Origin of the sequence: Undibacterium sp. Ji49W (assembly GCF_049340205.1) — a bacterium.
Lineage (GTDB): Bacteria > Pseudomonadota > Gammaproteobacteria > Burkholderiales > Burkholderiaceae_D > Undibacterium.
The window spans coordinates 86,340-100,952 of record NZ_JBMPOW010000009.1; the positions used below are offsets into that span (position 1 = coordinate 86,340).

Consider the following 14,613-nt stretch of genomic DNA (forward strand, 5'->3'; position numbering starts at 1 on the left):
CTGTAATTAGTTTATTTAATAATTTTTAAATTGCGCACTTTGCCTGAATTTATTTTGCACGTTTCATCTGGAAGCCTACGCGTGGGAAATGAACGACCACTGCTCCAGCCCGTTCATCTTGACGACGCACGGCCAATTCATTGTCACTGGCAATCACCAACTCACCCACGACCGGGTCCAGCGCGTAGTCAGTCGGCATGATGACCACCTGCTCACCCAAAGGTATGCCATGGGTATCAACAAAGTTGCGTCCATCTACATCAAAGCTTTGCGCATTCCTAGCGATGTTCAGTGCCTCTGTACTAGTCAAGGGTTCAGACTGGTGATGCCCGAAAGCGGCAACCAGATCCATCCATTTCAATAATTTTGGGTAGTCATTAAAGATAGTATTGATTGCAGGAGCGATACGTATCAGCCACAGCGCCTGATAGACAGAAAAATCCGCAATGCTGGCTTGCGCCCCGAATAGAAATGGCGCATCACCACTGAGCATATTTTCAAGGCGCCTTAAATATTCAGATAGCTGTCCTTTGGCTTCTCCCAGACTGGTACGCGGCATGTTGCCGCGCATGGCAGTGCGATCAGCGCTAAAGGCCTGCATTTCTTCCGCACTGATATTGCCGAATAGTGAAGGGATGGCTGCTGGTTGAAATGCGTACGGAATTGCCGTCCAGAACAAGGTACTGTCCGCCCATTGCGCCAGGTTGCGCGCCAGGCCATTGATGGCAGCGGGATATAACGAAGGTGCAGGTACACGCTTCTCCAGCACTTCGGCAATCAGCGAAGTATCGCAATAAATATCCGCGCCAATTTGTAACAGGGGCGTACGTCGATAACCGCCGGTCAATGCCGTCACATCCGGCTTGGGCATGATGGTGGGCACCGTGACTGATTTCCAGTTCAATTGTTTAAAGCCGAAAATCAAACGGATTTTTTCAGAAAACGGAGAAACTGCAAAATTGTGAAGAATTAAATCGGACATGGTTGCACTATTCTCTCAAGCTTAAACAGTTACGTTAGATTAATTTCACCAGTTGCTTGCCGAAATTCTTGCCTTTCAACAGACCGATAAATGCCTCCGGCGCAGCGGCAATTCCTTCAGCGACCGATTCACGGAATTTCAATTTACCCGTCGCGACCAGGCCACCCAGTTCTTTCAAACCCTGCGGCCATAAATCCATGTGTTCGGAAACGATAAAGCCGCGCATGGTCAAACGCATGGTCAGAAATATGCGGGCATTCTTGATACTCATCTGTTCGCCGTTATAACCCGCGATCAAACCGCACAGGGCAATACGACCAAAGGCATTCATACGGGCCAGGCTGGCATCAAAAATATCACCACCGACGTTTTCAAAAACGGCATCAATGCCGTCTGGCGTTGCTGCTGCCAGATCAGCTTCCAGATTGCCTGCCTTGTAATCGATGCAGGCATCAAAGCCCAGTTCATTGACGACATAAGCACATTTATCCACACCACCAGCAATACCAACCACGCGGCATCCCATCTGTTTGGCCAACTGACCGACCACGCTGCCCACAGCACCACTGGCAGCCGATACCACGACGGTCTCACCAGCCTTGGGTTGCATGATCTGGGTCAGGCCATACCAGGCTGTCAGGCCAGGCATGCCGACTGAGCCCAGGTAAGCTGACAAGGGAATATGGGTTGTATCGACCTTACGCAACAACAAGCCATCAGACACGCCCATTTCTGACCAGCCCAGCATGCCGATGACCTTGTCGCCGACATTGAATTTGGCATTCTTGCTGGCGACCACTTCACCGACCGTACCACCTATCATGGTTTCACCGATGACTTGCGGGGCGGCATAACTTTTGGCATCTTCCATGCGGCCGCGCATGTAAGGGTCCAACGACATGTAGTGATTGCGTACCAGTAACTCGCCATCTTTCAGTTCTGGCACAGGCAGGGATTCAAGCCGGAAATTTTCTGGCACAACCTGCCCTTGGGGACGGGAAGCCAGCACGATACGTTGATACGCAAGTTGAGAATTAGTCGTCATGGTTTACTCATTTCATCAAGTGATTTGCCATCGCCTGAAAGGCGCGGTAAGTGACAGGGTCAGTCGCGCCATTGGCAGCGACGGGATGGGAAGAAAATTTAACGATGACCATTTCGGCCACCGGATCGATATAAATACGCTGCCCATGTATGCCACGGGCTTCAAATGTCTGGTGGCTGTTATGCCCTACCCACCACATATTGCGGTAGGAATAACCGGGCAAGGTGGCATAGCCTGCCTTGGCAAATTTGGCCGGGTCAGCACCTTTGCGTATGTCTTCTACTGCAGCGGCAGGAATGATTTGCTGCCCATTGAATTTGCCATTCAGACGCATCATTTCGCCAAAGCGTGCCATATCACGCAGCGTCAGGTTCAAACCACCACCGCCCTGCTCGGTGCCTACACTGTCTACCGCAAAATAGGCATCATTCTCGGTACCCAGTTTTTGCCAGATGCGCTCAGACAATAGATCGGACAGATTTTGTCCGCTCGCCCGCCGGAGTATCCAGGCCAGCACCTCCGCATTCACGGTTTTGTAGGCAAAGGCTTCATCATGCTTGCCCTCTTTTTTTAATTTCACCAGGAAATCGTAAAAAGTTTTGGGGCCATCGTAAGTTGGCGCTGTCGGCAGCAAACCACCTGATCGGGCGTAATCCCAGATTTCTGCCTTGGGGTCAGCATAAACTTCAGAATACTGTACACCTATCGTCATATCCATGACCTGGCGCACCGTAGCATCGCCATAGGCAGTATCTTTCAGTTCAGGAATATATTGCGTGACAGGTGCCCCAGGATCAAGTTTACCCTCTGCTGCCAGGCTAGCCGCCAGCGTGCCGACAAAGGATTTGGTGACCGACATCGCAATATGCGGTAAATGTGGCTTGGTAATACCCAGGTAGCGCTCGTAGACGATTTTACCTTTATGCAGCACCAGTATGCTGTCGGTGTAGGTACGGGCCTGCATGTCGGCCCAACTGATGTCGGTACCCTTTTCATCTGCAAAACGTAACTGATCAAGCTCATCTGGTTTACCTAAGGCCACAGGCAAAGCCGATACCGGCCCTGCCCCATGCCATACATTGCTGGTTGGCCCCAGTTCACGTCCGTGCGAAAACGACCAGCGCGTGCGTGGAAACTGATAATTACTACCATTGGCAAATTTGATGATCTTGTCCGGTGCTGGTGGAAAACCCTGCATCCAGCCCATTTTTTGCGGGTCGCTTGCCTCAGCATCTGGCAAGACAGTTTGTGCCAAAGACATATTCATGAATGATCCACCGAGTAATGCGATGACAAGAACGAAAAGAACGGCAAAGCGGTTCTGCTGCATGTTGGTCTCCATATATTTTTTTATTGGACTTGCAGGCACTACTTTTTGACTTTAATCACTACCGTACAGCTTTTTCATATTCTCGCCAGATTTAAGGCGTCGCAGATACTTGAACGTACCCATGGCCTTGGCGATCAGTTTGTCACCATTCCAGACTTCGCCTTCGCAAAAGCACATGGTGGTGGATCGATGAAAAGCCTTGCCACGTGCTTCCATACGGCCACCCGGCACACCACCGGGTTGCAGGAAGGTGGTCTTCATCTCTACCGTCACCACGCCCTTCAGATCGCTGCTGAGGGAACGTCCTGCCATTGCCATGACCACATCCAGCATGGTCATGGTGACGCCGCCATGGGCGATTTGCCAGCTGTTCATATGCCGTTCGCTCAGATCCAGTGCCAGACGTGCATGGCCATTTTCCATCTCCAGAAACTCCACTCCCAGATCATGCAGAAAGGGATTCAATACCGGTGTCGGCTGGGAAATTGGAAGCGCGGAAGGCGCTTGAGTTTCAGGAAGCGACATGTCTGTCCCCGTCATACAGCAGACACACCGCCGTCCACGGCCAGGGTCTGGCCAGTAATGTGTTTGCCGGCATCGCTGGCGAACAGCATGGCTACGCCTTTCAGGTCTTCATCATCACCAATGCGCTGCAAGGGTGCTTCCTGGGCGAGTTTTTCTTCACCCAGATGTTCGAGTATGCCCTTGGTCATCTTGGATGGAAAAAATCCTGGCGCAATCGCGTTGACGGTGATGCCATGCACACCCCATTCACCAGCTAAAGTGCGGGTGAAGTTGATGACAGCCGCCTTTGAGGTGTTATATGCGATAGTCTGCATGGTGCCAGGCGCATTGCCAGCCAGCCCCGCAATCGAGGCGATATTGATGATGCGGCCATATTTACGCGGTATCATGGAACGCTTGCCGACTGCCTGCGAGATCAGGAAGATGCTGCGGATATTCAGGTTCATCACCTTGTCCCAGGCATCGACCGGATAATCTTCCGCTGGTGCCCCCCAGGTAGCACCAGCATTATTGATGAGGATGTCGATATGCCCAAGACGGGCCAGCGCTTCATCCACCAGTGGCTGCACTGCCGCATCTTTCGACAGGTCGGCAGCAATTGCGCTGGCATCGATGCCACGGCTTTTCAGATGCGCAACGGCTTCATCCAGGTCAGATTGCTTGCGTGAGGACAGCACCACTTTGGCACCCTGCTCACCCAAAGCTTCTGCCATTTGCAGGCCAAGGCCGCGTGATCCGCCGGTCACCAGTGCGGTCTTGCCGCGCAGATCAAATAACTGTTGTACTGAACGTGTCGCTGTCGTCATGCTAGTCTCCTGTTTTTTTGGTTTGGCAGGATGTCATGTGTACTGATACCGGCACACATGCATCACTGTCTCTTGATAGGGAATGATTAGATAAAAATGTCAGTGGATGAGAGTGGATGAGGTGTGCCTCAGAACCAGGCATCCTGCATTTCATAGGTGGTCACATCAATATTGGAAAGCAGATCCAGTTGCGGATGTACACGTGGCAATTCCCAATGGAAGAAATATTTGCAGGCCTGCAGCTTGCCTGCATAAAAATCAGCATCGTGATGATGTTCCTTGCCCAGGCAAAGCAGAGCCTGCTCCAGCCAGATCCAGGCCACCACGGCATGCCCGAACACTTCCAGATACAACGAGGCATTTGCGAGTGTCTTGTTGGTGTCACCGCAGCCATGCAGTTTCTGAGTTGTCGTTGCCAGCCTTTGCAGTACCCGCGCCAGTGATTTGGTGTAATCCAGCAGTTCAGGATGATGGGTAGCCCGCGTTAAGGTTTTGTGCATGACTTCGCCCAGTGCTTCCAGTGCTGCGCCGTCGTGCATGACGACTTTGCGGCCCAGCAAATCCAGCCCCTGTATGCCGTGCGTGCCTTCATGGATGGGGTTCAGACGGTTGTCACGATAAAATTGCTCGACATTGTATTCGCGCGTATAGCCATAGCCGCCGTGCACCTGTATTGCCAGGTTATTCGCTTCCAGGCACCATTGTGAGGGCCAGGATTTGGCAATAGGCGTCAATATTTCCAGCATCTGCGCCGCATGGATGCGTGCTTCCGGTGTTGTGCCGGTACGTTCTTCATCGACCAGACGGGCACAGAACAAGTTCAGTGCCAGGCCACCTTCCACATAGGTTTTTTGTGCCAGCAGCATGCGCTTGACATCGGTATGCTGGATGATAGGGATTTGCGGCGCGACGGGGTCTTTGTTCAGCGGGGCACGGCCTTGCGGACGATTGCGCGCATAATCCAGCGCATGCAGATAACCAGTGTACCCCAGCATGACAGCACCCAGGCCAACACCAATGCGCGCCTCATTCATCATGTGGAACATATTGGCCATACCACGGTGCAGTGTACCGACCAGATAGCCAATTGCGCCTGCCTTGCCTTGCGGTTTGAACTTGCCCTCACCAAAATTGAGCAGGCAATTGGTGGTGCCACGATACCCCATTTTATGGTTCAACCCGGCCAGTACCACATCATTGCGCTCGCCCAGACTACCATCGGAATTGACCAGTTTTTTGGGTACGATGAAAAGTGAGATACCTTTGACGCCAGGTATCAGCTTGCCGTTTTCATCTGGCACCTTGGCCAACACCAGATGGACGATATTTTCGGCCAATTCATGCTCACCGGCAGATATCCACATCTTGTTGCCCGTGAGGCGATAGCTACCATCTTCCTGCGGTTCTGCCCGGGTGACGATGTCCGACAGACTGGAACCCGCCTGCGGTTCAGACAGGCACATGGTGCCAAAGAAACGTCCATCCAGCATGGGCTTGACAAAGGTTTCAATCTGCTCAGGCGTGCCACATTTGAGCAGGGTATTGGCATTGCCTATGGTCAGGAAAGGGTAAGACGAAGTACCGACATTCGCACCTTTGAAATAGGCAAAACCAGCTTTTTCGACCACGCAGGGCAGTTGCATGCCGCCGACATCAAAATCCTGCCCTGCTGCCATCAGGCCCGCTTCGCAAAACGCTTTCAGTGCGATTTTTACTTCAGGAATGATGTGTACAGTTTCTCCATCGAAATGTGGCTCGTTCTGGTCATTCTTTTTATTATGGGTGGCAAATAAATCCGTGGCAATTTGCTCGCAGGTATCCAGCGCCGCATTGAAGGTTTCGCGATTATGGTCGGCGAAACGGGGCCTTTGATTCAGCGACTCTACGTTCAGCCATTCATACAGCAAAAAATCGAGGTCGCGGCGAGGAATAATTTTAGATTGCATGATGTTTTTTTGGATGAAAAAATGAAATACCAATCTTGCTCACACCACCTTGCAAACACAAGGCAGTATGAGCACCCAACATGCTATCCAGCTTAAACCACTTCAAACAATCCCGCTGCACCCTGACCACCGCCAATACACATGGTCACCACCACATATTTCGCGCCACGGCGCTTGCCTTCGATCAGGGCATGGCCTGTCAGACGCGCACCTGACACGCCGTAAGGATGACCAACTGCAATCGCGCCGCCGTTGACGTTCAGCTTGTCCATAGGAATGCCGAGTTTGTCTGCGCAATACAATACCTGTACCGCAAAGGCTTCATTCAGTTCCCACAAGCCGATATCTTCGACTTTCAAGCCGGCTTTTTTTAATAATTTTGGAATCGCAAATACCGGGCCTATACCCATTTCATCCGGTTCACAGCCAGCGATCGCAAAGCCACGGAAAATGCCCAGTGGTTGCAAGCCCTTTGCTTCGGCCAGTTTGCTGTTCATCAAAATAGCGACCGATGCGCCATCAGAAAACTGGCTGGCATTACCAGCAGTAATAACACCACCTGGTACGGCAGTACGGATTTTGGATACGCCTTCGAGTGTCGTATCAGCACGTATGCCTTCATCCGCAGAAATGGTGACTTCTTTGGTAATCAGCATGCCAGTGGCCTTGTCTGCCACACCCATGACCGTAGTCATCGGCACGATTTCGGCATCAAACAAACCAGCAGCCTGTGCAGCAGCAGCGCGCAATTGGCTTTGTACGCCGTATTCATCCTGACGTTCACGTGGAATGCCATAGCGTTTGGCAACAGTCTCTGCGGTTTGCAACATAGGCCAATACACTTCTGGCTTGTGTTGCTTCAACCAGGTTTCCACGATCATGTGGCTATTGGCTTCGTTTTGTACGCAAGAAATGGATTCAACACCGCCTGCTGCATAGATATCGCCTTCACCGGCAATAATACGTTGTGCTGCCAGCGCTATCGTCTGCAAGCCGGATGAGCAAAAACGGTTCACCGTCATACCGGCTGTAGTAACCGGGCAACCACCACGCAGGGCGATCTGACGGGCAATATTGCTGCCGGTCGCGCCTTCTGGCGTGGCACAACCCATGATGACATCTTCCACTTCTGCCGCATCGATCTTGGCGCGCTGAATGGCTGCGTCTAGTACATGTCCGCCCATCGTGGCGCCATGTGTCATATTGAAAGCGCCCTTCCAGGATTTTGCCAAGCCGGTACGTGCGGTGGATACGATAACTGCATCAGACATGTAGATCTCCTATGGTGTAAGTATTTTATTGTGCAGCGTTATAGTGCAGAAGTTACTTGCCGGCATGACTCAGGGTATATATTCCTGTTGCAAGCCTGCCCGCCGAAACCCTGCGAAACCATTCATAAGCATATTTCAGCATCTTTGCTCGACATTACTCCTTATCCACGAAGCAAACTCAAGCTCAAAAACTAGAATATCACAATTTAGTACGACCGTTCGTAAATTTATTGAATTCCATTTTACGCCCAATACCGTTATTTATTGAACACCTTATTAATATCATTCGTAAGTTTCTGTAAGTTTCGAGCAAGCATGCCGTAAGTTTCAACTTGCACACTTTGCTTGCAATAAAAAAATGTTGAAATAATCATCGAATTTTTCCGATCCGTTTTCCAGCGCATTTTTATTAAGCACACTTAACTATACTTAAAACAGGAGACAAGCATGGCGACAGCACCTATCGCAACGTCAGGCAGCATGACGGCAGAAGAACGCAAGGTTATCTTTGCGTCTTCGCTGGGCACCGTTTTTGAATGGTACGATTTTTACCTGTACGGCTCACTCGCATCCATTATTGCCAAACAGTTCTTTGCTGGCACTGACCCCAATACCGCATTCATTTTCGCACTGCTGGCATTTGCCGCCGGTTTCATTGTCCGTCCTTTCGGCGCCCTGGTGTTTGGCCGCCTTGGAGACATGATAGGTCGTAAATACACCTTCCTGGTCACCATTCTGATCATGGGTGGCTCCACTTTCTGCGTAGGCTTGTTGCCCAACTATGAAAGCATAGGCCTTGCCGCACCGGTTATCCTGATTTCTCTGCGTATTCTGCAAGGTCTGGCACTGGGTGGTGAATATGGTGGTGCAGCAACTTATGTGGCAGAACATGCGCCACACGGCAAGCGCGGCTCCTTCACTGCATGGATACAAACTACAGCGACACTGGGTCTGTTCTTGTCCCTGATGGTGATTCTGGGTACACGTACTGCCATCGGCGAAGAAGAATTCAGCGCCTGGGGCTGGCGTGTTCCTTTCCTGGTATCGGTTTTCCTGCTGGCAATTTCTGTCTGGATCCGTTTGTCCATGAATGAATCCCCTGCTTTCGCCAAAATGAAGGCCGAAGGCAAAACCTCCAAAGCGCCTCTGACAGAATCTTTCGGTCAATGGAAAAACCTGAAAATCGTTATCCTGGCATTGCTGGGCTTAACCGCAGGTCAGGCCGTGGTCTGGTATACAGGTCAGTTCTATGCGCTGTTCTTCCTGCAACAAACCCTGAAAGTCGATGGTGCAACAGCCAATATCCTGATCGCGGCATCCTTGGTCATCGGTACACCGTTCTTCCTGGTATTCGGTTCACTTTCTGACAAAATCGGTCGCAAACCCATCATCCTGGCAGGCTGCCTGATTGCTGCACTCACCTACTTCCCGATTTTCAGCGCCCTGACACACTATGCCAATCCAGCGCTGGAAGCAGCTCTGAAAAACGCACCAGTTGTTGTTACCGCTGATCCTGATGATTGCCAGTTCCAGTTCAACCCTACCGGCACGAAGAAATTCACCTCTTCATGCGATATCGTTAAAGCAAAACTGGCTGCTGCGTCGGTCAACTACTCGAATGAAGTTGCAGCGGCAGGCACCATCGCTTCCGTCAAAGTTGGCGACAAAGTCATTACTTCGTACAATGCCAAAGGTTTGCCAAAAGACGAAGCTGCTGCCAAAGACAAGGCTTTCTCCAAAGAGCTGGGTGATGCAATTAAGGCCGCTGGCTACCCACCAAAGGCAGACCCTGCACAAATCAACAAGCCTATGGTGTTGTTGTTGCTGTTCATCCTGGTGCTGTATGTGACCATGGTATATGGCCCTATCGCAGCCATGTTGGTTGAAATGTTCCCAACCCGTATCCGCTACACATCCATGTCCCTGCCCTACCATATTGGTAACGGCTGGTTTGGTGGCTTGCTGCCAACTACAGCATTTGCACTGGTGGCATTCAAGGGCGATATTTACTACGGCCTCTGGTACCCTATCGTGATCGCAGCAGCAACCTTCATCATCGGCATGCTGTTCGTCAAGGAAACCAAAGACAACGATATCTATGCAGCGGATTAAACTGCACTGACCTGCACCACAGTCAGTCAAATAAAAAGCCCGGCAAACTTCATGTTTGCCGGGCTTTTTCGCATTTAGTCACAAACCAGATTATTACCAGCTATACCGCATATCCAGGCGTGCCGCGCCTGCCGTAATCTTCAATTCTGCATCACTGCCCACCACCAGACTGGCTCTGGTACGTATATGCCCAAAGGGCAAGCAGGTAATGACTGGTATATCAATGATGCTGCGCAGATACACCAGCATCGCATCAAAATCATAGCCATTGTCATGCGGGGCCAGCTTGTAAGCAGAAAAATTACCCAGGATAATGGCTTTCTGCTTGCTCAGCACACCGGCAAAATGCAATTGCAACAGCATGCGTTCAATACGATAAGGGTGTTCACCGATATCTTCCAGGAACAAAATACCATCCTGCACCTCAGCCCAATAAGGTGTACCCACCGCATGGGCCAGCATGGCAAGATTGCCGCCCCATAAGCGCCCGCTCAATTCCGTATCTGCATGGGTAGTCTGAAACTCCACGGCATGGGCTGTATTGCTGACGCTCGCCTTGAATTGCGCCAGCGTATAGTCGCACGGTTCCTCGCGGGTAAAATCATCGCATAACATGGGCCCAGCAAGACTGATACGCTTACGCGCCAGCATCGCCAGATGAATGAGAGTGAAATCGCTATACCCGACAAAGCATTTACCACTATGCGCCAGCAAATCCAGATCAAGATGCGGCATCAGCCGGGACATGCCATAACTGCCACGCAGAGCCATGACGATCTGCACATCCGGGTTTTGGGCAGCTTCATGCATCTGCTGCACGCGTTCAACATCGGTGGCACCAAAGCGCTGGAATTTTTGCGCCGGCTGGTAATAGCTATGCACCTTAAAACCCTGTTGTGCCAGCAATGCCAGCCCGCGCTCTACTGCCACATCATCCAGAGGAGCACCACTGGGTGCGACAACGGCAATGCCGGGCTGTTCTTTTATCTCTTGCATAGGGATACTGTCATTGTGATTGAATATCTGTGCGGCATGAGTCTGCTTATTTGTGTACTTATTTGTGTACTTATTTGTGTACGTATTCGTGTACTCATGTACCAGCACCACCTGCCGCTATTTTCTTTTGCGCCGCCACGGCACGCCTGTGGGCAAAAAATTCCTTGAGCAAGGTGCCGCACTCTTCCGCCATGACACCCGGCGTTACCTTGGTGTGATGATTCAATTGATCGAGATCAAATACATTCAGAAGAGAACCGGCGACACCGGTTTTAGGATCACTGGCACCAAAAATGACACGCGCCAGGCGTGCATGCATCATGGCACCGGCACACATCATGCAGGGTTCCAGCGTGACATACAGCTCGCATCCGGGTAGCCGGTAATTGCCCATCACTTCAGCCGCAGCGCGCAACGCCATGATTTCTGCGTGCGCCGTAGGATCGTGTTTGCCTATGGGCCGGTTATAGCCGGTGGCAATCACCTGGCCATCCCTGACCACGACCGCCCCTACCGGCACCTCAGCTTCACCCCAGGCCAGCCTGGCCTGCTGCAAGGCAAGCTGCATCATCTCCAGATCACGCAATTGCTGCGCATCCGGCGCGGCGGGTTGGGGTTCGCCGACCATTATCCGTCTATCTCGGCCCAGCAATTTGGTGTTTCGTAGAGTGTTACCTTGGTCAGCTCCAAGGTACGGCCAAACCTGCCGTGGTACACGACTTTCAAGATATCAAAGGCGATCTTCGCCAGGTTTTCCACCGTAGGCACGCGATCAATGACCACGGTTTTATGGCCAGGCAGCTTTTCCAGGAAATTCTTGATGATGTAATCCTTCTCGTAGACGATGAAGGAATGGTCCCATAGATTGACCAGATGTTCGTTGGCCAATGCCTTGATGTCGCCAAAATCCATGATCATGCCGTTATCCGACTCGCCATCTTTCTCAACAACCTCACCGGTCAGCGTAATTTGCAGGGTATAGCGGTGACCGTGCAAATTGCGACACTGGCTGCCATGATCAGGAATGCGATGACCTGCATCGAATTCCAATTTTCTGGTAATCGTTAACATGAAAACTCAAGGAATCTGTAATAGTTTATGGGTTTGCAAACTCAGCTTCCAATGCGGATGCTGTTTGCAGAATTCAATTGCAAGACGCAAATTATCGTCTCTTAAAGGGCCATCCATGGCTTGTACAAAGTAATGTTCAAAATCAAGATTTGCATATGCAGCCATGTCCTGCCCAAACTGCGGGATCACGACTTTTAACTCACTACCCTGTCGTACTACCAACTCTGAACCCATTTTGGGGCTGACGCAAATCCAGTCCACCCCCGCTGGCACCGGCAGGGTCCCATTGGTTTCTATGGCAATTTCAAAACCAACTGCATGCATGGCATCAATTAAAGCTGCATCCAGTTGCAACAAGGGCTCGCCGCCGGTAAACACCACATACTTACTGGCAGTATAGGATACTGGCCACAAAGCGTTGATGGTCGCAGCCAACTCTGTGGCCTGCTTGAACTTACCGCCGCCCTCGCCGTTTGTACCAACAAAATCGGTATCACAGAACTGGCAAACCGCCATCGATCTGTCCTCGTCCCGCCCCGACCATAAATTGCAGCCAGAAAAACGGCAAAACACCGCCGGGCGCCCGGCATGATTGCCCTCGCCCTGTAGAGTATAAAAAATTTCTTTGACGCTATAAGTCACGTCTTATTCCCGCATGATTGTCAGCAGCGACTTTGAAGGCTGCACAGGCAAGGCTTTTGACAAAGCCGCTCTCTTTTACATTGCATGAAAAATGCAATATATGAAATTTTATCGCGTTTTTGGAACGCAAAAGGGACACATGATACCACGGAGCAGCTTATTGGCCTGCTGACTTCTACGTAGCGCTTGTGTAATCAGGCGAGGTTTTTGTATTTTGTTACCTAAAAAACATTGAACTCATTCAACAAAAAATAGTTTCACTCAATAAGAATCGCGTAAAACAATGGTTGCTTAACTGATTTTCTCATGTGTTAGTGCTGTCTACTGTCCAAGCGGTGTTCGCTTCCATTTCGGTGCACCTTTCAACTCTTTACCGTCGTATTTTTGCCCACCTACTCCCATGGTGCCAATAAAGAGGTTATCTGCGCTTTCATTCGAGTGCGCCAGATAAAACCCCTGAATAAAAAAGGCTCCGCTCCATGGTGTATTCTTACCTCTGGCTGGTTTTTTTATAATGCCGCCACCCACTTTTGGCCGATCGCTGTCACTTGCCTGATAGGACATCCAAAAGATGATTGCATTTTTCTTCAAAATTTCACTTGGCGACCTATCAATCTGGGACTCGACCGGTTTTTGGAGTGCCTCCTTCATGAATTTATCTTCGAATGAAAGCGCTTTGGGATTACATACGAAATCTCGATTTGTTATCGCAAATTGAATTGTCTGGTTAGGTAGGCACGGATCAATTAAGGGCCATCCAAGCAGAGGTGCTCCAGGCAGCGCAACGCTACCAGTAAATTGCTCTTTATTCGATGGAAATCTTTTAATCATACCGATAAGACTAACCAAGGGTGAGCGTCCTTCCTGGGCAGCAACGGGCCATCGCCAGTGACTGTGAAGTGCATGTGGCGCTCCCGGAGTTGAAGGCAGACGATCATACGAATTCCAGAAATGGATATTATCCCAGGTAGTAGGTGCAATCTTCGGCGGAGAATCCTCAGTAAGCGTACCAGGCATGCCATTTACAAGGCCATAACTGCATATTTCATATATTACAGGTTTTTCATATCCAGCAAACAATGCGTCTATGCTGAAGCCGTAACCCACTTCTTCATCACGAAAAATACCAGCCGATGTTGGTTTGGTAGTATTTTTCCGGCGAGAAATGACATTTTCTAATGGGGTTGACGCCGATCCGTCATTGACGAAATCAACACCAACATCCAGTTGATAATCAACACGAATTTGCTCTATCGCTTTACAGTTGGTATGAAACTCAATCAATGGAAAAAATCTCGCTGCCGCCAATGTTCCTGAAGGTTCATGCGGAGGGTTTTTGCCGTAATTGGTAAACAAATACTTTTGAATAACAACGAGGTACTCATTCTCTTTCAATGCACTCAGAGCACTGGTCGGTCCTACAAGTATATATGCGGCGCTAACATGCCCGCACACCGCAGTTTCATAATACGGAAATGCTGCATTTGAAGGCCTGGATATTTTTTCTTTTACCTTAGATGGCAGATTTAAATTTTCTACCGAGTTGTAATACACGGCAGGTTCATGCAACTCTTGTTTTCCTCTTATGTTCGCGGGCTTAGTGTGAGTGCCCCCAATACTAAAATAGCAGAGCTTGAATTCTGGTGCGCCCAAGCTCAATGGCTTCCACTCCGGGTCGCTGGGGGGATAACTCACCTCGGATGCTGATGGTGCTGTTTTAACAAAAACATGGTCAGCCACGACCAACGAAGCCAATCCATAAAGATCATGGGTAACATGTCGAAGCTTGAGTCCGCCTGATGGAGGCAACATGTCGTCTGCCACATCAAGCTCCATCAACCAACGCCCCATCAATACTTTGATTTTATGTATAGTGTCATCCGGCAT

At 50.4% G+C, this 14,613-nt stretch carries 13 protein-coding genes; 1 reads left to right on the forward strand and 12 read right to left on the reverse strand.

Annotated features, from left to right (window positions below):
* Positions 1–49 precede the first annotated feature (49 nt).
* From ACO0LK_RS12820 to ACO0LK_RS12850, 7 genes are all read right to left on the reverse strand, one after another.
* Positions 50–982, reverse strand: a complete 933-nt coding sequence (locus tag ACO0LK_RS12820; RefSeq protein ID WP_422975611.1) for a glutathione S-transferase family protein — start codon at positions 980–982, stop codon at positions 50–52.
* 34 nt (positions 983–1,016) lie between these two features.
* Positions 1,017–2,027 carry an NADP-dependent oxidoreductase gene (locus tag ACO0LK_RS12825; protein WP_422975613.1) on the reverse strand — a complete coding sequence of 337 codons (1,011 nt, stop codon included), beginning with the start codon at positions 2,025–2,027 and terminating at the stop codon, positions 1,017–1,019.
* Positions 2,028–2,034: 7 nt separating this feature from the next.
* A complete protein-coding gene (locus ACO0LK_RS12830; protein ID WP_422975615.1) occupies positions 2,035–3,294 on the reverse strand; it encodes a serine hydrolase domain-containing protein in 1,260 nt (419 codons plus the stop codon).
* 114 nt (positions 3,295–3,408) lie between these two features.
* Positions 3,409–3,882, reverse strand: coding sequence for a PaaI family thioesterase (locus ACO0LK_RS12835; RefSeq protein ID WP_422975617.1), 474 nt, complete (start codon positions 3,880–3,882; stop codon positions 3,409–3,411).
* A gap of 11 nt (positions 3,883–3,893) precedes the next feature.
* Positions 3,894–4,688, reverse strand: coding sequence for an SDR family oxidoreductase (locus tag ACO0LK_RS12840; protein ID WP_186945424.1), 795 nt, complete (start codon positions 4,686–4,688; stop codon positions 3,894–3,896).
* Between the two features lie 128 nt (positions 4,689–4,816).
* Entirely contained in the window at positions 4,817–6,634 is a 1,818-nt protein-coding gene (locus ACO0LK_RS12845) for an acyl-CoA dehydrogenase (RefSeq protein ID WP_422975619.1), read from the reverse strand.
* Between the two features lie 92 nt (positions 6,635–6,726).
* Positions 6,727–7,905, reverse strand: a complete 1,179-nt coding sequence (locus tag ACO0LK_RS12850; RefSeq protein WP_422975621.1) for an acetyl-CoA C-acyltransferase — start codon at positions 7,903–7,905, stop codon at positions 6,727–6,729.
* 447 nt (positions 7,906–8,352) lie between these two features.
* Here ACO0LK_RS12850 and ACO0LK_RS12855 point away from each other — a divergent pair, with 447 nt between their 5' ends.
* Positions 8,353–10,017, forward strand: a complete 1,665-nt coding sequence (locus ACO0LK_RS12855; RefSeq protein WP_422975623.1) for an MFS transporter — start codon at positions 8,353–8,355, stop codon at positions 10,015–10,017.
* Between the two features lie 93 nt (positions 10,018–10,110).
* Here ACO0LK_RS12855 and ACO0LK_RS12860 read toward each other — a convergent pair whose 3' ends face one another.
* The 5 genes from ACO0LK_RS12860 to ACO0LK_RS12880 form a co-directional block, all read right to left on the reverse strand.
* On the reverse strand, positions 10,111–11,013 hold the full coding sequence (locus ACO0LK_RS12860) for an LD-carboxypeptidase (RefSeq protein WP_422975625.1): 903 nt from the start codon (positions 11,011–11,013) through the stop codon (positions 10,111–10,113).
* A gap of 94 nt (positions 11,014–11,107) precedes the next feature.
* Positions 11,108–11,641, reverse strand: a complete 534-nt coding sequence (gene tadA, locus ACO0LK_RS12865; protein WP_422975627.1) for a tRNA adenosine(34) deaminase TadA — start codon at positions 11,639–11,641, stop codon at positions 11,108–11,110.
* Positions 11,641–12,084, reverse strand: coding sequence for a 6-carboxytetrahydropterin synthase QueD (gene queD, locus ACO0LK_RS12870; protein WP_186945430.1), 444 nt, complete (start codon positions 12,082–12,084; stop codon positions 11,641–11,643). The genes tadA and queD overlap by 1 nt, the downstream gene beginning before the upstream one ends.
* Before the next feature lie 6 nt (positions 12,085–12,090).
* Positions 12,091–12,726 (reverse strand): 7-carboxy-7-deazaguanine synthase, encoded by a 636-nt coding sequence (gene queE, locus ACO0LK_RS12875; protein ID WP_422975629.1) that lies wholly within the window; start codon positions 12,724–12,726, stop codon positions 12,091–12,093.
* 321 nt (positions 12,727–13,047) lie between these two features.
* On the reverse strand, positions 13,048–14,613 hold the full coding sequence (locus tag ACO0LK_RS12880; protein ID WP_422975631.1) for a hypothetical protein: 1,566 nt from the start codon (positions 14,611–14,613) through the stop codon (positions 13,048–13,050).